We start from the raw sequence: 21,122 nt of genomic DNA, 5'->3' as shown, positions 1-21,122 counted from the left end.
CGCTCTGTCATGAAAAAAAGAATTTTATCTATTCTTCTTATAGAAGATGATCGTATTGAGGTAATGAAACTGAAACGTGTGTTAAGTAAGAATAACTTAAAACACGATCTGGTTGAAGCGCGCAATGGTGAGGAAGCCTTAAAGATTCTAGAGGATAGAAGCAATCTTCCAGATATTATTCTTCTTGATTTAAATATGCCAAAAATCGATGGAATTGAATTTCTCAAAGTCTTGAAAAAAGAGCCTCTATTAAAATATATCCCTACCATAGTTCTAACTACATCAAACAATCATAATGATGTCAAAGAATGTTATGAAATAGGGATTGCCGGTTATGTTTTAAAACCGCTGAAATATGAGGATTATGTTGAAAAAATAGAAAGATTGCTGGAATACTGGAGTATTAATGAAGTTATACATATTTTATGAAAGGAGTAGTATTTACAGAATTTCTCGAGCTAGTTGAAACTAAATTTGGAATCCAGATGGTTGATGATATTATCAAATCTGCTAACCTGGAATCTGGAGGAGCCTATACCGCAGTAGGAACTTATAAATTTGGAGAGATGGTCTCGCTACTTTCAGAATTAAGTAAACGTACCCAGCTTTCAATTGATGATTTACTTTATGTATATGCTCAGCATTTTTTTACTGTTATACAAGTTAGCTATCCGGGATTTTTGAAGACGTTTTCAGACCCTATAGAAATGCTTTCTTCAATAGAAGATCATATACACGTTGAGGTGCTTAAAATATACCCTGATGCGCAATTACCTACTTTTAAAACTCTCGAAAAGACAGAAAATACGTTAACTTTAGATTATATGTCTGGCCGTGCTATGTATAGTTTTGGTTTAGGATTGATGCATGAGACATTTAATTTTTTCAAAATCGATTGTACGATTAGATTAGAAAAAATAAAAGGCGACGGAACGCACGTTAGATTTTTTATTAAAGGAAAAAATGGAAATACCAGACCTTGAGATATATAAACGTATAATCGAACGGGAGCGTAAAGCTCGCAAAATGGCTGAGAGTATTCTTGAGGCAAAATCTTCTGAACTTTATAGAACTTCCCAAGAATTAAAACGATCTAATGAGCGTTTACGGTCTTCTATTTATCAAAAAAATTCTGAGCTCAAAGGTCTTTTTGAAAGTCTGGTAGACGCTTATATCGTTATTGACTTAGAAGGTTACATTTTAAAGATGAATGCTGCTGCCATAAATCTTCTAGGGTATAATTCAGATCAAGAATCGGTGTTTCTTCCGAAGTTAATATTAAAGGAAGATAAGTATAAAGTAATAAAGGGATTTAAAACCTTATTATCTACAGGTAACATTACCAATTTTAAGGTTACAATTCTCACTAAAAATGATAGGCATTGTAGAATTCATATCAATGCAAGTGTTATTAAAAATGAAGAGGGAGAACCGGTAGCAGCTCAAGGAATTCTAAGAGATATCACTTTCGAAGAAGAAAAAGCGCAAATAATTAGTGATCAGAAAAAGCAGCTCGAATTTATTGTAAACAGTTCGCCTCTAGGAATTGCTCTTACTACAAACGGTCTCATTGATAATTGTAATGCAAGTTTTACAAGAATCCTAGGGTATCAAGAGGAAGAAATTATAGGCAAAAGCTTAAAATCTATAACGGTTGCAGCTGAGCAGTCTGATTATGATGACAAGAGTAAACAGCTACATAAAGGCGAAATAAATTCCTTTACTACAACCATAAAATACATTACTAATTTTGGAGAGATTATAACTACAAAGATTAACGTAAGTAGTGTTCAGGATCATAATGATATCACCCTTCAGCAAGAAGTAATTACCATTGAAGATGTTACTAAAGAGCTGTTAGCTCAAGAAAAACTTATTGAATCAGAAAACCGCTTATCAGCCTTGATTTTGAGGCTACAAAGTGGGATTTTACTGGAGGATGAAAATAGAAAGGTGGTTTTAACTAACCCAATGTTCTGTGAGATGTTTGGTATTGATGTTAATCCTGAAATGTTAATAGGGGCAGACTGTATTAAAGCAGCAGATGATGCCAAAACTTTGTTTAAAGATCCCGATAAGTTTTTAGTTCGTATTTCTGAAATATTAGAAAAAAGAGAATTAGTAACTGGTGATGAACTTGAATTGATTGACGGAAGAATTTTACTCAGAGATTTTGTTCCTGTTTATTCAAATGAAAAATACAAAGGGCATTTATGGAGTTATAATGATATAACGCTTAGTAAAAGACATAAGGAAGATCTAAGAAACCAAAAAGAGAAATACAGCAATATAATCGCCAATATGAATCTTGGTCTGGTGGAGACCAATACAGAAGGAAAAATTCTATTTGTGAATCAAAGTTTTTGTGAGCAAAGTGGTTATAGCAAACAAGAATTATTAGGCAAAATTGCCAGTGATATATTTGTAACTAAAAAAAGTAAACAGATTATTCTTGAAAAATTTAAATCTCGTAAAAAAGGGGTTTCAGATTCTTACGAAGTAGAAATAATATCAAAAGATAGAGGTTTAAGAAATTGGCTTGTAAGTGGAGCTCCTAATTATGATATTCACGGTAACCACATAGGAAGTGTAGGTATTCAGCTTGATATTACCGAGTTTAAAAATCTTGAAACTCAAAAGGAACTTCTCTTAGAAAATCTAGAAAAGAGTAATAAAGAATTACAAGAATATGCACACGTGGTTTCTCACGATTTAAAAAGTCCGTTGCGCAGTATTAATGCACTTGCCAATTGGATAAAAGAAGATAATGCGGCAGTCTTAGATGAGCAAAGTTTAGAAAATTTTGAAATTCTTGAAAATACTCTGGAGAAAATGGAGAATCTAATTTCAGGAATTTTGAATTATAGTAGTATTCAAATTGAAACTACAAATGATAAAACAACAGACGTATATGATATTATTCAGGATATACGAGAACTTATGTTTATTCCTAGCAATGTAAGTTTAAATGTCGTGACTAAGTTACCCGTAATTAATGTTGATCGTACACGTCTTCAGCAAGTGTTTCAAAATCTCATTGGTAACGCAATACGGTATTGCGATAAAGATAAAGGGCGCATCGAAATATCCTATATAGATCGAGGGGATTTCCACGAATTTGCAATACGTGATAATGGGATAGGTATTGAAGAAAAATACCACGCAAAGATTTTTAATATATTTCAGTCGTTAACAGATCACGATGATTCAACCGGAATAGGACTATCGATTGTAAAGAAAATTGTTGATATGTATCAAGGTAAGATTTGGGTGGAAAGTATTCCGAAGAAGGGTAGTACGTTTTATTTCAGTCTTAAGAAGACGAAATAATTAATTAATGCAGATTAAAGTTAGACTGAACTTAAATAGAATTATCAATCTGTTTAGAATATAAAATATGATTACGGAAACTCCAGATCTAAACAAGATTAAATATATAGCAGCCGATAGTAAGGACTTTGAATATGAATTGATATCAATTTTAAAAGAAGAATTGCCTTTAGAAATAAATCAGTACTATCTGCACCTCAAAACACAGGATTTTATAAAATGTGCTGCAGACGTTCATAAATTAAAGCATAAAATAAGTATATTGAATATGCATAAGTCTTATGAATTTGCAATTATTTATGAGGATGAACTGAAGTTAGGTGACGATAAATCTTCTTTACATTTTGATAAGATTCTAAATGCGATGTCAACCTTTATTTCAAAAATTTAATACTATGGATTGTATCATAATAGATGACGAAGCTTTAGCACGAGCAATTGTGAGCAATCACTGTAAAAAAGCAAATCTCAATTTAGTTGCAGAGTTTGATAATGCTATTGCAGCCATAAAATTTCTTAATCAGCAGCCAGTAGATTTGATTTTTCTAGATATACACATGCCAGATTTTACAGGATTTGACTTGATTCAAACTCTAAAAAATCCTCCCAGAATTGTATTGACAACATCAGATCGTAATTTTGCTATTGAGGCTTTCGAATATGAGTGTATTGTAGATTATTTAGTTAAGCCAGTAGGATTACCACGATTTTTAAAATCTGTTGAAAAGGCAAAGCAAGTTAAACATCCAGTATCTTACCCTTCTACAAAGCCACTTACCGAGGTAAATGAGGTGAAAACCGAAAAGGGTACAGACTTATATGTGAATATTGATAGAAGACTAATTAAAATAAATTTTGATAGCATTTTAATTATAGAAGCTAAAGGAGATTATATTCTTATTAAAACGGAGTCTAAAAATTATACAGTTCATTCGACGTTGAAGAAAATAGAAGAGAAACTACCAGACAGTAAGTTTTTAAAAATTCACCGTTCGTTTGTAATAAACTTCCATAAAATCATAGACATAGAAGATAACAGTGTTCTTATTGCAAAAGACGTAATACCTATAAGTCGCTCAAATCGACCCATTTTGATGAAGCAGCTAAACTTACTGTAAAGTTGATATCAAGCAAAAACTCAAGCTCCAGATCTTAATTAAAGAACTGGAGCTTTTTTTATTTCCACTAACACAAAGTAGACTTTTAGAGATATAAAACACTGAAATGTAGGAATTTAGACAATTAGTCAAAGTTTTCTGTAGGAAAATGTTAAAAACCGTTTTTTATTATGCATTTCAACGAATTAAATTGTTTGTTATAGATTAATGGTATTATATTTACGATGTAATACAACAAAACCCAACTTATGCTTAAAATTATTAGTACTAGCTTGATTCTGTTTATAGGATCGATAAGTTTTGCAAATTCATCTGAAATAGTAATTCCATCAGACAATTTTAAGTCAGAAATCATTCCTCTCTTTAAGTATAATTTGGATAATGTAAAATTTTACGAAGCGAATAATCTAATAGCATCAGAATTACCTAATGCTGTATTGAGATTGCACGATTTGAAAGAAGTTAATTTTAGAGGTGAGATACTATTAAGACGTTCTCCACTAGAACTTGCAAAGTTAAAATCACCAATTAAAACTGCATAAAGAACCCCAAATTACAATTGAAATTTAGTTTCCCCAAAGACTAATTGATTATTACATTAACTATAACAAAACCTAATTTAGATTTTTTTCTTACAAAGATTTCCCCAATTTGTAGGATCATGTAACCCTTACAATTACAACAATTCCCCAAATCGTAATTGACTAAGAATTTAAGTTGGGAGAAAGGCCCGTTGCGTATGCACGGGTTTTTCATTTTATATAATTTTGAGTTTTATATCCATTTGCCTAATTCCTACCTCTCCGTTTAACGGCTCAAAATTACCACTCGTCTACATTCATCAGCTTCCGAACGTTTTTTTTCAAAATATGTAATTCTAATTGAGAAATTTGAATAGAATTAATAAGGGAAAATATTTAAGGTTTTTTACGATTCACTTTTTTAGTGATTGATGTCTTATTTTTTAGTTAGCCAATTCTAAGGTCAGTTTAAGCCCCCTTATATCTATTCTTTTCAATTACTGAACTCCTTTCACTTTCCCTAGAGCGATTGGAGTTCTTTCATTATGATTAGTCTTCTTTAATCATTCTAAAGGTTAGGTTTATTCTAGAAGTAAGAATTTTTTTAGTAGTAGGTAATCTATGTAACCAGTTCTCTTGTGTTTCTCCTTTCATAACCAGTAAGCTGCCATTCTCTAGAAAAACCTCCACTTTTTCATTTGTACTTTTGTGTTTAAGTAAAAATCGTCGTTCTGCACCTAGACTAATTGAGGCTATAGCGCCATTCTTTTTTAAATCTTTTTCAGCATCGCTGTGCCACGACATGCCTTCGCTACCATCGTGATATAGATTTAATAAGCAAGAATTAAATAATTCACCTGTTTTATCTTCGGTGCGTTGTTTTAAAATTTGTAATTCAGTCGTCCAGGGGAGTGCAGATTTTGTAGTTTTTGAGTACGTATATGAATAGGGTTTATCTCCATACCACGCTACTTTACGTTTTGTTATAATCTTTTTTCCAAAAATAATAGCTTCGTCATTTTTCCAGGCAATATTTTCTAAGAGCTTATTGTAAAATAAATGAGCTTCTTTGGAGTCAAACAGAGATCCATAATAGTTAACTGTACCATCTTTTGGGAGTAAATTTATATTTGAATCTGGTTCTAGTTCGAATAATTTCATACCTTAATTTTAATTAAAGTTCTGTAATTTTAAGTAGTTATGGGAAATATCTGAATCAATTATGATTTGTAAAGTTTGAAGTTTTAAAATTTATATATTTTAATGCATATTAAATTAGCGTGTAGTTTATTTAAAACGAGAGGTTTAAATAGACTTTGCCAACTGCTGTGAAAATAATCTGTATTTTTTTTCAACTAACACTTTAACTTTTTAGTTAATGTATTATATTTGCACCCGCAAAAAGGGTCGCGTAGCTCAGTTGGATAGAGCATCTGCCTTCTAAGCAGACGGTCACAGGTTCGAATCCTGTCGCGATCACTTCTTCAAAGCCTCAGTTTTACTGAGGCTTTTTTTTATTTCCTCACTTTAATTAAACTCAATACGCTAGATAGAAAATCTTGAGAATAGTTCGTGTAGGTTATTAATTCTTTCTATACACTAAAGAATGATATTATTTAAGTTTCTTTAGAATAAACAAGGATGATTACTTTCTGAATCTTTTGGTGCCGATGTAGGGAGATATTATTTGAATACTCGTGTATTTTATTATATATAAAAATATCACTTGGGCAAGAAAAAAATCAAATTATAAAAAGGGTAATTTTAAATCAAGATTCATTTTTAACTATCAGAATGATATATGAAGTTTAAAAAAAGATGTTTTACTTTAGCCTAACTTATTAAAGAGATCATTTGAAAAAGCAAATCACAATATATGATATTGCCGAGAAGCTCAATTATTCTACGTCTACCATTTCTAGGGCTTTACGTGATCATCATTCAATAAGTAAAAAAACTGCTACCTTAATTAAAAAAGAGGCTGAGATTATGGGATATCGCCCAAACACTCTTGCTGCAGGTCTAAGGAAAAATAGAACAAAGACTATAGGTGTTTTAATATCAAGAATTAATAGACCTTTTATGTCATCTTTAATAAGTGGAATTGAAGACCAAGCAAAGAAAGCAGGTTACACGGTCATTATTATTCAGTGTAACGATGATTACGAAAGTGAAGTGAGAAATGCAAAGACTTTATATGATATGAGAATTTCAGGGATCATCTCATCATTGTCAATGCAAACTTCTGATTATGATCATTTTAAACCTTTTTTAAATCGAATACCTTTAGTTTTTGTAGATCGTGTTCCAGAATGCTTGCCTTCTTATAAAGTTATAATAGACAATTATGCATCTGCATATAAAGCAACTAGCCACCTTATCGATCAGGGGTGTTTACGTATAGCGCATTTCGCTGGTTCGCAGCTTAGAAGCATTTACAAGGATAGAAGGAAAGGTTATGAAGATGCTCTAAAGAATGCTGGTTTGAAAGTAGATGAAGAATTGATAATCGAAATGAAAACATTAAGTTCTAAAGAAGGAAAGAAAGCTACAGAATATTTAATGAAAATGAAAAATCCACCTGATGGTCTTTTTACTTCTAATGATACTGTAGCAATAAGTGCAATACAATCTATAAAAAAAATGGGATTAAATGTTCCATACGATTTAGCAATTATAGGTTTTAATAATGACCCTGTTGCTTCAATTATAGAACCCTCGTTATCCTCTATTTCACATCCTGCATCTAAAATGGGCGAACTTTCGGCAAAATGTATTTTGGATAACTTTGATAGTGTAGAGAATGGCGGACAACTTGACCAAACCACAATTCTAGATACTCAACTAATTATTCGCAAATCTTCCTCACGAAAAATAACCATTCAACATTAGAAACGTCGGTTCAAATAATTTAATTGGTAATTTTCACGGTAGAAGAATTAAATTTATGTAGAATATTATATATGACTTATATTTACGCAATCGATTGTGTAAATGTTAATATTTGAAATTTACCATTATATATTTCAAAGTCATTAAGATATTTAGATTTGGTTAAAGACCAAAACTATCTAAATAAGTTATACAGGAATATTGTTTGTAGGATTTCTAAAAGACATTATTGGGATTAATCGAGGGCCTATGTTAAAAATTAATCAGGATTATATTAAATAAAACTACACTGATATTATGAATAAAGTAAAAACTTTAATTAGTTGTGTGTGTATTACTATTTTTTGCTTGACTTTCATGCAGGGACAGATTAGTCTATCTGAAAAAGCCTCTTCTAAAGGGGCTTTTTCTATAGTAGTTGATAAAATGACCACCCCAATTTATTATGATGAAAAGGATGAAGATTTAATAGCAACGGCCTCTGAGCTTCTGGCTCAAGACATTGAACGGGTTACGGGCAGATTACCATTAATCAAAACAAGTAAACCAAATTCAGACAAAGCTATAATAGTTGGTTCCATAAAGAACAGTAGGTTAATTGATCAGCTTGTTAAGAGCGGCAAATTAAATGTTAGTGACCTTCAAAATTCTTGGGAGCGTTTTATCGTTAAAGTGGTTTCTAATCCTTTTCCTGGAGTTGATAAGGCACTGGTTATTGTGGGGAGTGACAGACGAGGTACGGCTTATGGTGTATTTGAACTTTCTAAGATTATTGGAGTTTCACCTTGGTATTGGTGGGCAGATGTACCTGTTACAAAACATAAGAGATTGGCTATAAATGTTACTGATTATATTTCTAAAGAGCCGTCTATTAAATACAGAGGAGTGTTTTTAAATGATGAAGACTGGGGATTAAAACCTTGGGCATCTAAGATGATGGATCCTAAGATTAATGATATCGGTCCTAACACTTATTCTAAAATATCAGAGCTTTTGCTTCGTCTAAAATTAAATATGCTTGCTCCTGCTATGCATGAAGTCACAGGTGCTTTTTACAAATATCCTGAGAATAAGATTATTGCAGATAAATATGGCATACTAATAACAACTAGTCATGCAGAGCCACTACTCTATAATAATACAACAGAGTGGCATCACGATATAAATGGTGATTGGAATTATACTACTAATAAGGACGGTGTTTTAGAGGTAATGGATAAACGTGTTGCAGAAGCTTCCCTCTATGAAAATATTTATACAGTAGGTATGCGTGGCATCCATGATAGAGGTATGAGCGAAGTTCCTAAAGGCTATACTAAAGCAAATGTATTGGAGCAAGTTATAGAGAATGAGCGTGAAATATTAAATAAACATATTGATAAATCTATTACTGAAATTCCACAGATATTTGTACCCTATAAAGAGGTTTTGGATATCTATAGAAGTGGTATGAGATTGCCTGAAGACATTACCCTTGTATGGCCCGACGATAATTATGGGTATATAAAAAAATTAAGTGACACAGAAGAAGCTTTGCGTAGTGGTGGAGCGGGCGTTTATTATCATATTTCATATTTGGGATCACCTAATGATTACTTGTGGTTAAACACGACGCCACCTGCCTTAATGTATGAAGAACTTTCAAAAGCTTACAAAAGTGGTGCACAGCGCTATTGGTTGCTCAATGTAGGTGATATCAAACCTGGTGAAGTTGGAATACAATTTTTTGCAGATTTTGCGTGGGACGTTGAATCATATAGTTTTGAAAAAATTCCCTTCGTGAATGCTGAATTTTTAGCATCTATTTTTGGCGAAAAATATAAATCCGAGTTTAAGCAGATTTACAATACCTACTTTCATTTAGGTTTTGAAAGAAAACCGGAATACATGGGGTGGGATTGGAGATGGAATAGTATAGAAACCAATGAAAAAATTATAGATACAGAATTTTCTTTTAAAAATTATAATGAGGCTGAAAATAGAATAAAAGCTTATACATCTATAGCAAACCAAACGGAAGCAATCTATAAGAAAATTGATAAAAAGCAGAAATCGGCATTTTATCAATTAGTATATTATCCTGTAATAGGAGCATATCTAGAAAATTTAAAAATGCTTACCGCTCAGAAAAACCGCTGGTATGCAAAACAGGGTAGGGCTGCAACTAATCGACTCATAGAAGAAGTTAAAGAATATGACCTAAAGCTTTCTGAAATAACCGAAACCTATAATAATCTCGAAAAAGGAAAGTGGCAGGGGATTATGACCGCTCCAGAACGTGTGCCAGAGGTTCAATTACCACCATTATCTACTATTCAAATTCCTGAAAATGCAGAACTCGGTTTATTTATACCCAATGCTGATGAAGCCTCAGGCTTACATATACTTTCACAGTTTGATGTAAATACCAAAAAGGATTATACGTTTGAAATTTACAATAAAGGCAAAAAACCTCTTAAATGGAAAGCAGTCGTATCAAATGAATATTTAAAATTAAGCCAGGATAGTGGTGAAACCACAGATCAAGATCACATTAAAGTGTCAATAGATTGGAAAAATCTGCCAAAGAAAAAACAGCTTCAAGAAAATATTACAATCAATTCTGGCGATACGACGAAAACAATTTTTGTTAGTATTAAAAATTCAAAAGTCGCAAAAGCCGATGCTTTGCTTTATGTAGCAGATAATGAAGTTGTTTCTATAGACCCTGCTCGATTTTCAAGAATTAATGAGAAAAACGGTTCAAAAGTTTCAATAATTGAAGAATTAGGCTATGCAGGAAACAGTATACAATTTGGAAATATTATTGATAAGGGTTGGGCAAATACTTCAATTGAATATGATTTCTACACAGATAAATCCGGTTATGCTACTGTCTATACGTACGCACTTCCTCTATTTGGTAGGGATGACAATACGGGTACAAGCTACGGAGTGCAAATAGATGATAGTAAGGTAAACTGGGAAAGTACAGCATCAGCAGAATATTCGTTTGACTGGCAACAAAATGTTATACGTAATGCAATTATTAATACCAGTAAAATATGGATTAGGGAGCCCGGTAACCATACCCTTAGGCTCATTGGAGGTGATCCTGGTATGATAATTCAAAAGGCAGTTATAGATTTTGGAGGCCTTCGAGAATCCTATATGGGACCAGAACCCAGTTTAATTGCAGAAGATTAACATAAAGGCACATTTATTTTTTTTATGACATACAGCTCAATGCATACAATGCGTTGGTTCGGTCCAGATGACAGTATCAAATTAAAGGATTTGAGACAATGTGGTATCAAGAATATTGTAACTGCTTTACACGATATAAATGTTGGCGAAGTCTTGCTTATTACTGAAATTCAGAGTCGAATAAAATATATTGAATCCTACAATTTAAAATGGCTGGTGGTAGAGAGCTTGCCGGTTAGTGAGGATATCAAGCGCATGCAAGGCGATTTTAAACGGCATATAACCAATTATAAAAAAAGTATCCATAACCTCGCTCAATGAGGCATTCATACGGTTACCTATAATTTTATGCCGGTATTATATTGGGTTCGCACGCATCACAAACACAATAACCATGACGGCACGCAGGCTCTTTTATACAATCATATATCCTTTATTTATATAGATGTTTTCTTACTGAAAAGACCTGGAAGTGAAGCTGATTATTGTAAAAGTCAAATTCAAGAAGCACAGGCTTATGGCGCGCAATTAAGTACAATAGAAAAGGATGAACTCTTTAAGAATGCTTTATTAGGGTTACTGGGTAGCAAAGGGCATTTTTCAGCAACTCAAATACTCGATCTTCTTAATCAGTACAAGGATATTACAGATGAAAAATTAAGGAAGCATCTAGCATATTTTTTGAAAGAAATAATACCTGTAGCTAAAGCAAATAAAGTGAATTTAGCAATTTACCCGGATGATCCGCCGTTTTCAGTTTTAGGATTACCACGTGTAGTACGCAATTATTTAGACTTAAAAATTGTATTTGAAGCGGTGCCTGATAGCTGTAATGGTCTCTGTTACTGTACAGGTTCTCTGGGAACAGATCCTGAGAATAATTTACTTGAGATGATAGATAAATTCTCTGATCGGATTCATTTTTTACACTGGCGAAATATAAAGCGCTACAATGAAAATATCTTTCAAGAGTCGGAACATCTAAAAGGTGACAATCCCATTGAAAAAATTGTATTAAAATTACTAAAGGTGATGCAGGAGCGAATGGTTAACCTTCCTTTAAGACCTGATCCCGGTTTTTTATACAGCTTTGAAAAAGTCAAAAATTCTTATCCCGGTTATTTTTTAACAGGTCGCTTGAAGGGTTTGGCAGAATTAAAAGGTTTAGAACTAGGGTTTATTTAATTTGAATAACATATTTTTTGAGTATTACTTCAAACTTAATTCAAGTTTGATCCCAGACTACACGGTATAATATTTAAAAGTGTTATAATATAATTTAGAATTTTCAATTTTGTTTTATATAGTTTTAGCTAACAACTAATCTAAAACTTACCAAAATGCTTAATTCAATTATAATGCAAATTCCACACGGGACACCTAATCCAGATAACAACAATCCTGTTGATTTTACAAATCCTTTTGATCTCCTGGTATTTCTAATTTTACCCATTGTACTTGTTGTTTTTTATATTATCTGGAGACGTAAGAGAAACAACCGTAAGTAAATCATAGAATTTTTAAGAATCATTATTTATAACAATAGAAAGCATTTTAATTCGATAACATTTCGTTAATTATTTTAAGAAAAATTTAAATAACTATATTAAATATTTAATAATTATAATTTAAGATGATGGCTAAGCAGTATTTAGTTTATAATTTTAAATAATTACTAATAAAAATAATTGCGTTATGAACTTCTCCAACGAAAATCACTTTCTAAATACAATTGATGATTTGCGAAGACGCCATCAATTTTCTGAAAACGAACTTCAAAAATTAGAGCATCTTAAAACAACACCTATTTTAAGTTTAGCGTATACAGACGTAGGTGGTTTTGATCTTAAAACCGGAAGTTTTTCCAATGAGGGGCAAACTGGAACTTATAAGTTGAAAATAAGTTATTTAAGTTCAAAAAATGCTCAGCAAAAAGTCACTGGTTTTATCCCTAATACAGTGGAGGATTTATAATTAATATTAAAGCCTTCGCATTATGGAAACTTCAGCATCTAATAAACTACTACAGCGTCTTAACGGTTTAAAATTTATTACCTCTAGATATCTAGATATTTATGAGGTAATATCTATTAATTCTAGAAATATTTCACTCAAACGAATTTTCATTAAACTGTATACTAACAAATTAAATTTCATTGAATCATTAGAAAAACTGAAGCAAAATATTGTTTCAGAGTACGCTACCGAATGTAGTAGTAATTCAGTTATTCCTAACGAGTATCTAAGTATGATGCCAGAAATAGGATATACAAGTGTTATTAAAAATTGTTATCAAATAGAAAATGCGATTTATGAGTCTTGTAAATCTGTAATGACACAGACGAATAATACCAGTTTTAAGAATAGTATAGATAACTTTTTACGAGTTCATAAAAATATACTGAAGGATTTAAAGCCTATAAATCTTGACTGTGTAGAATATAATAATCAAACGATCTAACTAAAACACCTATATGAGTAAGCCAGAAAAATTTCCAGAACAAGACCAAAACTTACCGGGAAGTGAAAAAGAAATGAATCCGCAGCCAGAAATTATTAGAGCTAATTATAAGGGTTCAGAAAAATTAAAGAATAAAATCGCCTTAATTACAGGCGGCGATAGTGGTATAGGAAGAAGTGTGGCTGTGCATTTTGCAAAAGAAGGTGCATCGGTAGCCATTATTTATAAATCAGAATCTGAAGATGCTGCATACACTAAAGAATTAGTTGAGAAAGAAGGTCAAGAGTGTTTACTCTTTGAAGGTGATGTAAAGGATGAGACATTTTGCGCTGATAGTGTTAAACAAGCGATAGCTCATTTTGGACATATAAATATCCTGGTAAACAATGCAGCTGTGCAATTTCCAAAAAGTACTGTTGCAGATCTTTCTATTTCTGAAATTAAAGAAACTTTTGAAACCAATATTTTTCCGTATTTCTATTTCGTTAAAGTTTTGGAAGATCAGTTTAAAGATGGGGACTGTGTTATTAATTCAACATCTGTAACAGCTTACAGAGGATCTTCACACCTTCTTGATTATAGTAGTACAAAAGGTTCTATAACCACATTTACCCGATCACTTAGTAAAATGTGGGCTTCTAAGAATATACGTGTAAATGGGGTTGCTCCCGGTCCTATATGGACTCCTTTAATTCCTGCTACTTTTGATGATGTATCAGATTTTGGACAAGATGTTCCGCTAGGAAGAGCCGGCCAGCCCAGTGAAGTCGCTCCGGCATATGTATTTCTGGCGAGTGAAGATAGTTCGTATATAACAGGGCAGGTTATCCACGTGAATGGTGGTGAAGTTGTAGGTGCGTAAAAGAGATAACTGCTTTTAGAAAACGATAACCACTTATAGTGGTTATCGTTTTTTTTTTAAATCAACTTAAGCTCGACAATTTTCAGATTTGTTAAAGTAATTTGAAAGAATCAAGAAGTCATTTTATGAATGGCTATTTTTAAAAGAAAAAATTATGAGATCTATTTGGAATGGTACAATAAGTTTTGGTTTAGTTTCTATACCCGTAAAACTATTTTCAGGATCTGAGGATAGAAAATTAGATCTTGATATGCTAGACAAGCACGATAATCAACGTATTAGATACAAACGTGTGAATGAGAAGACCGGGAAAGAAGTGGTTTGGGGCGACATCGTAAAAGGGTTTAAGAAAGATGACAGTTATGTCATTTTAGAAAATGAGGATTTTGAGAAAGCCAATTTAAAAAAGAGCAAAACTATAGATATTGAAGAATTTGTAAATCAAGACGATGTAGCTGATGTTCTATTCAAAAAGCCTTATTTTCTCGAGCCTCAGAAAGAAGGAAGTAAATCGTATAACTTACTGCGGGATGCTTTAAAAAAAACGAATAAGTTAGGGGTAGGTACTTTTGTAATGAGACAGAAAGAGCATTTAAGTTTGATAGGTCATTATAAAGATGCTTTAGTACTTCACGTAATTCGCTTTACCGATGAGATTCGCGATCCTTCAGAATTAAAACTTTCTAAAACCAAAGTGACTAAAAAGGAAGTTGATATGGCTATTTCTCTTATAGAAAATTATTCTGAAAAATTTGATTTATCAAAATATAAGGATGTTTATAATGATCAGCTTATGAAAATTATAAATGATAAAGCCAAAGGGAAAACCACAAAAGTAGAAGAGGTAAATGTAGAACCTACTGACGCGAAAGATTTGATGGCGCAATTAAAAGCAAGTTTAGAAGCGCGTAAGAAGAAAAAAGCTTCGTAAACTATGAGTCTTCAGAAGTATAACGATAAGCGTGATTTTAAAAACACACCCGAACCTTCTGGTCAACTAGATGCGACAAATAGCAATCGATTTGTAATACAGGTTCATAAAGCTACCCGGTTACACTTTGATTTGAGGTTAGAATTAAATGGGGTTTTAAAGAGTTGGGCGATACCTAAAGGCCCTTCATTAAGCACTAAAGATAAACGACTCGCGATACAAACCGAAGATCATCCTGTATCTTATTTAAATTTTGAAGGGGTGATTCCTAAGGGTAATTATGGAGCTGGTAAAATGCAGATTTGGGATTCTGGTACATTTGAAATTCTGAATGATACAAAGAAGAGTGATCCTGAAGCGTTATTAAAGAGTGGGGATTTAAAAATTAAATTCTCTGGTGACAAGATACGAGGAGATTTTGCTCTGGTAAGAATAAAAAACTCTAAGTCCACAAATCAATGGTTGCTCATTAAAAAGCAAGATGCTTTTTCCACTTCTCTGGATTATGATATTGATTTGCCAGATTTTGCATTACCTAAAGTAAAGTCTGAAGCTTCTCAACCTAAGATAAAAATTGACCAAGTAATAAAACCTATGTTGGCAACACCAACAAAGGAAATATTTAATAATCCCAATTGGATATATGAGATTAAATGGGATGGATATCGCTTAATATCTCACGTGAATGAGGGAAAAGTAACTCTGCAATCTAGAAATGGTCAGGAATACACTAGTAAATTTGATTTAATTACTGAAGAATTAAAAGGCCTTTCACAGAACGTTATTTTGGATGGGGAAGTCGTTATTCTTGAAGAAAATGGATTGCCAAATTTCCAAAAATTGCAGAATTATGAAGCTGGTGTCACTAAAGGGGTGCTGAGATACTATGTTTTTGATGTGATTTATCTGAATGGGTATGATATGCAAAAGCTTCCTCTTATAGATCGTAAAAGTCTCTTGCCCGAAATTTTAGAAGGATTAGAATATTGTAAATACTGTGACCACGTCGAAGGTATGGGTACGATGTTTTACAATCAAGCTATCGAAAGTGGGCTTGAAGGGGTAATTGCCAAAAAGAAAGATAGCCTGTATTATCCCGGAATACGTTTTGAACATTGGTTGAAGATTAAAAACATTGAAAGTGATGAATTTCTAATTTGTGGTTACACTACGCCAACTAATAAACACGATCACTTTGGGTCTTTAATATTAGGTAATTATGTAGATGATAAACTTACCTATGCAGGTAATTGCGGTACCGGTTTTTCAAATGAAATGAAAAAGGATTTACTTGCAAAATTCAATGAATTTGAAACTACAGAAAGTCCTTTTTCAGAAAAGATAACCTTAAAAGGTAGAAAACCACACTGGATGCTTCCGAAGCTGGTATGTGAAGTAAAATTTATGGAACAAACCGAAAATGGCTTGTTGCGACATCCTGTATTTAAAGGCTTACGTTTTGATAAAGAATTAAAGAAAAACGTTTCCTCATCGCCGGCAAAAGAAGTTAAAACAAATATTGATAAATCATCTATATCATCAGATTCAGTTCTTAATATCAACAGTACTTCAGTTTCCATAACAAATATTGAAAAAATTTATTGGCCGGAAACAGGTTATATGAAATATGATTTGATCGATTACTATTTAAATATTTCAGATTTTATTATACCCTATTTAGTTGACCGACCTCAAAATCTACATAGACATCCTAACGGAATTAAAGAGTCGGGATTTTATCAAAAAGATAATGAGTACTTACCCGATTGGATAGAGAGTTACTCGATCTACTCTAAGTCTGCAGATCGAGATATTAATTATTTGCTCTGTCAAAATGAACAAACGCTTATTTATATGGCTAATTTGGGCTGCATCGAACTCAATCCCTGGAATTCAAAAATCACTTCTTTAGACAGTCCAGATTATGGAATAATTGATTTGGATCCTTCTTTAAAAAATTCTTTTGAAGAAGTCATCGAAGTGGCTCAAGCGGTAAAAGAAGTTCTTACTAAAGCGGGGATTGCTGGTTATTGCAAGACTTCTGGATCTACCGGTTTGCATATTTATATTCCAATGGGTGGGGATTATTCCTATGAAGAAGTTCGTAATTTTATAAAATTACTCTGTATATACGTACATCAACTGGTTCCGGAAATTACAAGTATGGAGCGTAATTTAAAAAAACGCGGAGCAAAAATATATTTAGATTACTTACAGAATAGGAGAGGGCAGACACTCGCTGCAGCATATTGTGTGAGACCAAAAAAATATGCTACGGTTTCTACTCCTTTAAAATGGAACGAGGTAACGCAAGGTTTAAAAATCAAAGATTTTACTATTAAAACAACTCCAGAACGCTTACAGGATTATGGTGATTTGTTTATAAACGTTTTAAAGGAAGGAATAGATATGGAATCTGCCCTGCAAAAACTTGAAAGCTGAAAGAATATTTTAAAACAAACAAAAAGGGCTTCAATAACTTGAAGCCCTTTTTGTTTAACTAAGATTTGAGTGCATTAAACTCCCCAGAAATTAAGCAGAGCCTTAGCTGTAGGACCTGCAGATAATGGATTCTGACCAGTGATTAGCAAGCCATCTGTCTCAATATGCGACAAAAACGGTACAGTTGCCGTTTTATAAACAGCTCCCAATTCTTTAAGTCGATCCTCCAGATTATAGGGAATATTGTTAGATCGTAATGCAAGTTTTTCTTCCGTATTTGAGAAGGCAGTAACCTTTTTATTCGCTAGTATAGCGGGATCAAGTTCTGCTGCTTTAAGTAGTGCTGCGGGACCGTGACAAACTGCTGCTACAGGTTTTCCACTATTTATAAAATCTGCGATTAGTTTTCCGCTCAGCTCATTTGAAGCTAAATCAAACATAGGACCGTGACCACCGGGAAAGAATACCGCATCAAAATCTTCAGCGGCTACACTTTCAAGTTTTAAGGTTGTATTCAAAGCAATTTGAGCCACCGTGTCATTTTTAAAACGCTTGTTAGATTGCGTAATATTTTCAGTAAGCTGACTCATTTCATCGATTGGTGGTTTTCCTCCCAATGGGCTAGCAAGAGTTATTTCACATCCTGCATCTACAAATTCATAATAAGGATCTGTAAATTCGCCAATCCATAAGCCCGTTTTTGATTTAGTATTTATTAACTCTTCGTGAGAAGTGAGAATCATTAAAATTTTCTTTGCTCTCATTGGTTGTAAGTATTTAAATATTCTTTGATATAAGAATTCGATTGACCATTAAAAATAATGCCAATTTTAGTTTTCTCAAGAAGTAGTAAAGCTAATTTTCTGCTAAAATTTCTTGAAGGTTCAGTTTTTGAAGTGATCGTTATATACTTTTTTAGCCGCATTAAAACCACACATTCCGTGAACTCCTCCGCCAGGAGGTGTAGATGAAGAGCAAATATATACTTGGTCGTTAGATGTTTTATATGGCGACACTTTTACAACCGGGCGTGTAAACAATTGAGTGATATCTTGCTTTCCACCATTTATATCGCCTCCTATAATATTGGGATTAAACTGCTCTAATTGCTTTGTGTTTTTAGTACTTCGTGCCAAAATAATTTTTTTAAATCCCGGAGCAGCTTTTTCAATCTGATCTTCAATTACTGAAGTCATATCTGTTGTATCTCCATTAGGAACATGGCAGTATGCCCAGGCAGTATGCTTATTTTCTGGGGCCCGAGTTTTGTCAAAAACAGTGTGTTGTGCAATTAAAATATAAGGCGTTTGAGATATTTCACCTTTATGCGTGAGTGCTTCAGAATCTTTAATTTCTTCAGGAGTATATCCTATGTGAATAGTCCCAGCTTTGCGACATTTTTCATTTGTAAATGGAATAGGTTCATCTAGTGCCCAATCAACTTTAAATATCCCAGGACCGTAGTTATAGTTGCTTAGTCTATCTCTGTACGTGGAACTCAATGCTGTGTTTTTAATTTCAAGTAGCTGTTTTGGGGTTAAGTCAAAAACAAAGGAACGGGACTGTGGTAATAATTTAATGTCTGTAACCTTGTGATTTAATATGAGTTTTCCACCGATTGATTCATAATAAGAAATAAGCGCATCTACTAAAGAACTTGCACCCCCTTTAGGAAACGGCCAATTGTATTTATGCGCCATCACACTTAAAACTAAACCAAATGAACTGGAAGCCCAGACATCCATAGGTAAGGTTGAATGCGCAGCAGCACCGTAGAAAAAGGCTCTGGTTTTTTCATTTTCAAAATAATGTTCGCCAAGCTGTTCTGCAGATTGAATAGCTTTAAGTCCAAATCGTACAAAATCAAATGGATGTGATGGGATGGTTAGCGGACCTAGTAAATCTGATGAAATGGCTTCCCAGTTTGACGTAATCTTACTAAATAATGTTAGATATGAATCTTTATCTGTTTCTAGTTGGGAAGCAGTTTCTTCTACATCTGCATAAGCTGCTAATGCACTCCCATCTAAAAATGGATGAGCATAGGGGATTTCTGGAAATACCCATTCTAAACCAAATTTTTCTAGCGGTAAGGTTTTGAAAAATGGAGATGCATATGCCATAGGGTGAATAGCAGAACCAGTATCATGTTTAAATCCCGATAAGGTTAAAGCTTCGGTTTTTGTAGATCCTCCGGCAGTTGAGGATCTCTCATAAATAACCGTGTTTAACCCTTTCTGCTGCAGATAAATGGCTGCACTTATACCATTTATTCCACTTCCTATAATTATGCTATCATATTTCTCCATTAAGGCAAATCGTTTTCGTTAATTCCTTGTAAGTATTGTTTAAATGTCATAACTCCATGTTTATCTCCAATCATATCATGAGTACATATATATTTAAAAAAACTGGTCTTATCGTAAAAATTCTTATCAAAAAGTCGTGGTAAGAAAGCACCGATATCTGCTATTGTCTTTGGTATTTTGACAATTTTGGCACCAAAACGATCTTGAATCATTTCGGCCATTTCAAGTCTGGTATGAATTTCAGGACCGCCTATAAGCTGTACACCTGTAGTTCTATTTTTTAATGTTGTAATGACCACTTCTGCCATATCATCTTGTGAAATACTATTTGTTCTTGCTTCACCATCCCCAATTATAGGAATCATATTACGTTTAGCCATAATGGCAAGATCATGAAGACCAGAAAACATACCTACCGGTCTTAAAATACAATGTGGGATTTCAGTTTCTGTTAATTTATCTTCAAATTTTTTATGACTTTTAGGAATTTCAAAGTCATCGTTGTGCCCAGCTTCTTTAATAGAAACATAAATATAATATGGAACCTTATTTTTTAGCGCATCTAAGAGTACTTCAGCATTACCTACGTGATCAACTTCATTGAACGTGTCAGGAGAGTTTGTAAATAGGCTTACGCTCTTTCCCATACCTGAAATTACAGCGTCCATTCCTAATGTTATTCCGGTTACTTCTTCAGGATTGTTTGCCGGGTCTACAACCCAAATATCATTTGTATAGGGCAACAGCTTAGCCATTCCCTCTTGCGAGCTCGTTTGCGCTCTAAACGGAATTAAATCTCTTTTTAATCGTTTTGCTATTTCCAGCCCCAAAGCACCAGAAGCACCTAATAATAATACACTCGAATTCATAATTTTTTTATTTAAAATTACACAAGTGGAGAGTAGTTCTATTTATAATTATTTATAATTAACTCTAATTTAATAGGGGAGGGTACTACGTTGAGAATGATTACGAACTGCAAGCGCTATCCTGTATTTAGATTAGTTATTCAATATTCTAAACTTCAAATTTCCAAATCATTACTTGTTATTGTATTAAAGATTTGAAAA

General features: G+C 33.0%; 18 protein-coding genes, 1 tRNA gene and 1 pseudogene. 16 read left to right on the top strand and 4 right to left on the bottom strand.

Annotated elements, in window-relative coordinates:
• The first annotated feature begins 9 nt into the window (after positions 1-9).
• From ABVM53_RS15435 to ABVM53_RS15410, 6 genes are all read left to right on the top strand, one after another.
• The gene (locus ABVM53_RS15435; protein WP_128756797.1) at positions 10-429 is read left to right on the top strand and encodes a response regulator; all 420 of its coding nucleotides are present in this window, start codon (positions 10-12) and stop codon (positions 427-429) included.
• Positions 426-983 (top strand): heme NO-binding domain-containing protein, encoded by a 558-nt coding sequence (locus ABVM53_RS15430; protein ID WP_405327890.1) that lies wholly within the window; start codon positions 426-428, stop codon positions 981-983. Before ABVM53_RS15435 ends, ABVM53_RS15430 begins: the two co-directional genes overlap by 4 nt.
• Positions 964-3,330, top strand: coding sequence for a PAS domain S-box protein (locus tag ABVM53_RS15425; protein WP_405327887.1), 2,367 nt, complete (start codon positions 964-966; stop codon positions 3,328-3,330). Before ABVM53_RS15430 ends, ABVM53_RS15425 begins: the two co-directional genes overlap by 20 nt.
• 67 nt (positions 3,331-3,397) lie before the next feature.
• On the top strand, positions 3,398-3,721 hold the full coding sequence (locus ABVM53_RS15420; RefSeq protein ID WP_405327884.1) for an Hpt domain-containing protein: 324 nt from the start codon (positions 3,398-3,400) through the stop codon (positions 3,719-3,721).
• Between the two features lie 4 nt (positions 3,722-3,725).
• Complete coding sequence (locus tag ABVM53_RS15415; protein ID WP_405327882.1) at positions 3,726-4,448, top strand: LytR/AlgR family response regulator transcription factor; 723 nt, start codon at positions 3,726-3,728, stop codon at positions 4,446-4,448.
• 248 nt (positions 4,449-4,696) lie between these two features.
• Positions 4,697-4,990: a hypothetical protein gene (locus ABVM53_RS15410; RefSeq protein ID WP_405327879.1), complete on the top strand. Its 294-nt coding sequence runs from the start codon at positions 4,697-4,699 to the stop codon at positions 4,988-4,990.
• Between the two features lie 528 nt (positions 4,991-5,518).
• Here ABVM53_RS15410 and ABVM53_RS15405 read toward each other — a convergent pair.
• A complete protein-coding gene (locus tag ABVM53_RS15405; protein WP_405327877.1) occupies positions 5,519-6,130 on the bottom strand; it encodes an alpha-ketoglutarate-dependent dioxygenase AlkB family protein in 612 nt (203 codons plus the stop codon).
• A 244-nt stretch (positions 6,131-6,374) separates the two neighbouring features.
• Between ABVM53_RS15405 and ABVM53_RS15400 the strand changes: the two genes are divergently transcribed.
• From ABVM53_RS15400 to ligD, 10 genes and pseudogenes are all read left to right on the top strand, one after another.
• Positions 6,375-6,448 (top strand) — tRNA-Arg (locus ABVM53_RS15400).
• A gap of 375 nt (positions 6,449-6,823) precedes the next feature.
• Positions 6,824-7,861, top strand: a complete 1,038-nt coding sequence (locus tag ABVM53_RS15395; RefSeq protein ID WP_405327874.1) for a LacI family DNA-binding transcriptional regulator — start codon at positions 6,824-6,826, stop codon at positions 7,859-7,861.
• A gap of 357 nt (positions 7,862-8,218) precedes the next feature.
• Positions 8,219-11,047 (top strand): glycosyl hydrolase 115 family protein, encoded by a 2,829-nt coding sequence (locus tag ABVM53_RS15390; protein ID WP_405327871.1) that lies wholly within the window; start codon positions 8,219-8,221, stop codon positions 11,045-11,047.
• Between the two features lie 24 nt (positions 11,048-11,071).
• A pseudogene (gene uxuA / locus ABVM53_RS15385) lies at positions 11,072-12,232 on the top strand (mannonate dehydratase).
• A gap of 155 nt (positions 12,233-12,387) precedes the next feature.
• Positions 12,388-12,555 (top strand): BatA domain-containing protein, encoded by a 168-nt coding sequence (locus ABVM53_RS15380; RefSeq protein ID WP_128756804.1) that lies wholly within the window; start codon positions 12,388-12,390, stop codon positions 12,553-12,555.
• A 187-nt stretch (positions 12,556-12,742) separates the two neighbouring features.
• Complete coding sequence (locus ABVM53_RS15375) at positions 12,743-13,021, top strand: hypothetical protein (RefSeq protein ID WP_371456744.1); 279 nt, start codon at positions 12,743-12,745, stop codon at positions 13,019-13,021.
• A 22-nt stretch (positions 13,022-13,043) separates the two neighbouring features.
• Complete coding sequence (locus ABVM53_RS15370; protein WP_405327867.1) at positions 13,044-13,508, top strand: hypothetical protein; 465 nt, start codon at positions 13,044-13,046, stop codon at positions 13,506-13,508.
• A 13-nt stretch (positions 13,509-13,521) separates the two neighbouring features.
• Positions 13,522-14,370, top strand: coding sequence for an SDR family oxidoreductase (locus tag ABVM53_RS15365; RefSeq protein ID WP_405327864.1), 849 nt, complete (start codon positions 13,522-13,524; stop codon positions 14,368-14,370).
• 154 nt (positions 14,371-14,524) lie between these two features.
• Positions 14,525-15,301: a Ku protein gene (locus ABVM53_RS15360; RefSeq protein ID WP_405327861.1), complete on the top strand. Its 777-nt coding sequence runs from the start codon at positions 14,525-14,527 to the stop codon at positions 15,299-15,301.
• 3 nt (positions 15,302-15,304) lie between these two features.
• Positions 15,305-17,743, top strand: a complete 2,439-nt coding sequence (gene ligD / locus ABVM53_RS15355) for a DNA ligase D (protein ID WP_405327858.1) — start codon at positions 15,305-15,307, stop codon at positions 17,741-17,743.
• 74 nt (positions 17,744-17,817) lie between these two features.
• Here the strand turns inward: ligD and ABVM53_RS15350 are convergent, their stop codons facing one another.
• The 3 genes from ABVM53_RS15350 to ABVM53_RS15340 form a co-directional block, all read right to left on the bottom strand.
• Positions 17,818-18,507, bottom strand: coding sequence for a type 1 glutamine amidotransferase domain-containing protein (locus ABVM53_RS15350; protein WP_405327855.1), 690 nt, complete (start codon positions 18,505-18,507; stop codon positions 17,818-17,820).
• A 120-nt stretch (positions 18,508-18,627) separates the two neighbouring features.
• Positions 18,628-20,052, bottom strand: a complete 1,425-nt coding sequence (locus ABVM53_RS15345; protein WP_405327852.1) for a phytoene desaturase family protein — start codon at positions 20,050-20,052, stop codon at positions 18,628-18,630.
• Positions 20,052-20,921: an SDR family oxidoreductase gene (locus ABVM53_RS15340; RefSeq protein WP_405327850.1), complete on the bottom strand. Its 870-nt coding sequence runs from the start codon at positions 20,919-20,921 to the stop codon at positions 20,052-20,054. The genes ABVM53_RS15345 and ABVM53_RS15340 overlap by 1 nt, the downstream gene beginning before the upstream one ends.
• Positions 20,922-21,122 lie beyond the last annotated feature (201 nt).

The sequence above is a fragment of the Leeuwenhoekiella sp. LLG6367-2.1 genome (genome assembly GCF_045055775.1).
Taxonomy (GTDB): Bacteria; Bacteroidota; Bacteroidia; order Flavobacteriales; family Flavobacteriaceae; genus Leeuwenhoekiella; species Leeuwenhoekiella aequorea.
This window is presented reverse-complemented; position numbering and strand designations above follow the sequence as displayed.

Bases quoted from the DNA above. Each gene is read 5' to 3' on its own strand.
- ABVM53_RS15380 (WP_128756804.1), top strand. From the start codon at position 12,388: ATGCTTAATTCAATTATAATGCAAATTCCACACGGGACACCTAATCCA.
- ABVM53_RS15360 (WP_405327861.1), top strand. From the start codon at position 14,525: ATGAGATCTATTTGGAATGGTACAATAAGTTTTGGTTTAGTTTCTATA.
- ABVM53_RS15350 (WP_405327855.1), bottom strand. From the start codon at position 18,507: ATGAGAGCAAAGAAAATTTTAATGATTCTCACTTCTCACGAAGAGTTA.
- ligD (WP_405327858.1), top strand. From the start codon at position 15,305: ATGAGTCTTCAGAAGTATAACGATAAGCGTGATTTTAAAAACACACCC.
- ABVM53_RS15435 (WP_128756797.1), top strand. From the start codon at position 10: ATGAAAAAAAGAATTTTATCTATTCTTCTTATAGAAGATGATCGTATT.
- ABVM53_RS15415 (WP_405327882.1), top strand. From the start codon at position 3,726: ATGGATTGTATCATAATAGATGACGAAGCTTTAGCACGAGCAATTGTG.
- ABVM53_RS15340 (WP_405327850.1), bottom strand. From the start codon at position 20,921: ATGAATTCGAGTGTATTATTATTAGGTGCTTCTGGTGCTTTGGGGCTG.
- ABVM53_RS15420 (WP_405327884.1), top strand. From the start codon at position 3,398: ATGATTACGGAAACTCCAGATCTAAACAAGATTAAATATATAGCAGCC.
- ABVM53_RS15365 (WP_405327864.1), top strand. From the start codon at position 13,522: ATGAGTAAGCCAGAAAAATTTCCAGAACAAGACCAAAACTTACCGGGA.
- ABVM53_RS15390 (WP_405327871.1), top strand. From the start codon at position 8,219: ATGCAGGGACAGATTAGTCTATCTGAAAAAGCCTCTTCTAAAGGGGCT.
- ABVM53_RS15425 (WP_405327887.1), top strand. From the start codon at position 964: ATGGAAATACCAGACCTTGAGATATATAAACGTATAATCGAACGGGAG.
- ABVM53_RS15405 (WP_405327877.1), bottom strand. From the start codon at position 6,130: ATGAAATTATTCGAACTAGAACCAGATTCAAATATAAATTTACTCCCA.
- ABVM53_RS15430 (WP_405327890.1), top strand. From the start codon at position 426: ATGAAAGGAGTAGTATTTACAGAATTTCTCGAGCTAGTTGAAACTAAA.
- ABVM53_RS15410 (WP_405327879.1), top strand. From the start codon at position 4,697: ATGCTTAAAATTATTAGTACTAGCTTGATTCTGTTTATAGGATCGATA.
- ABVM53_RS15375 (WP_371456744.1), top strand. From the start codon at position 12,743: ATGAACTTCTCCAACGAAAATCACTTTCTAAATACAATTGATGATTTG.
- ABVM53_RS15370 (WP_405327867.1), top strand. From the start codon at position 13,044: ATGGAAACTTCAGCATCTAATAAACTACTACAGCGTCTTAACGGTTTA.
- ABVM53_RS15345 (WP_405327852.1), bottom strand. From the start codon at position 20,052: ATGGAGAAATATGATAGCATAATTATAGGAAGTGGAATAAATGGTATA.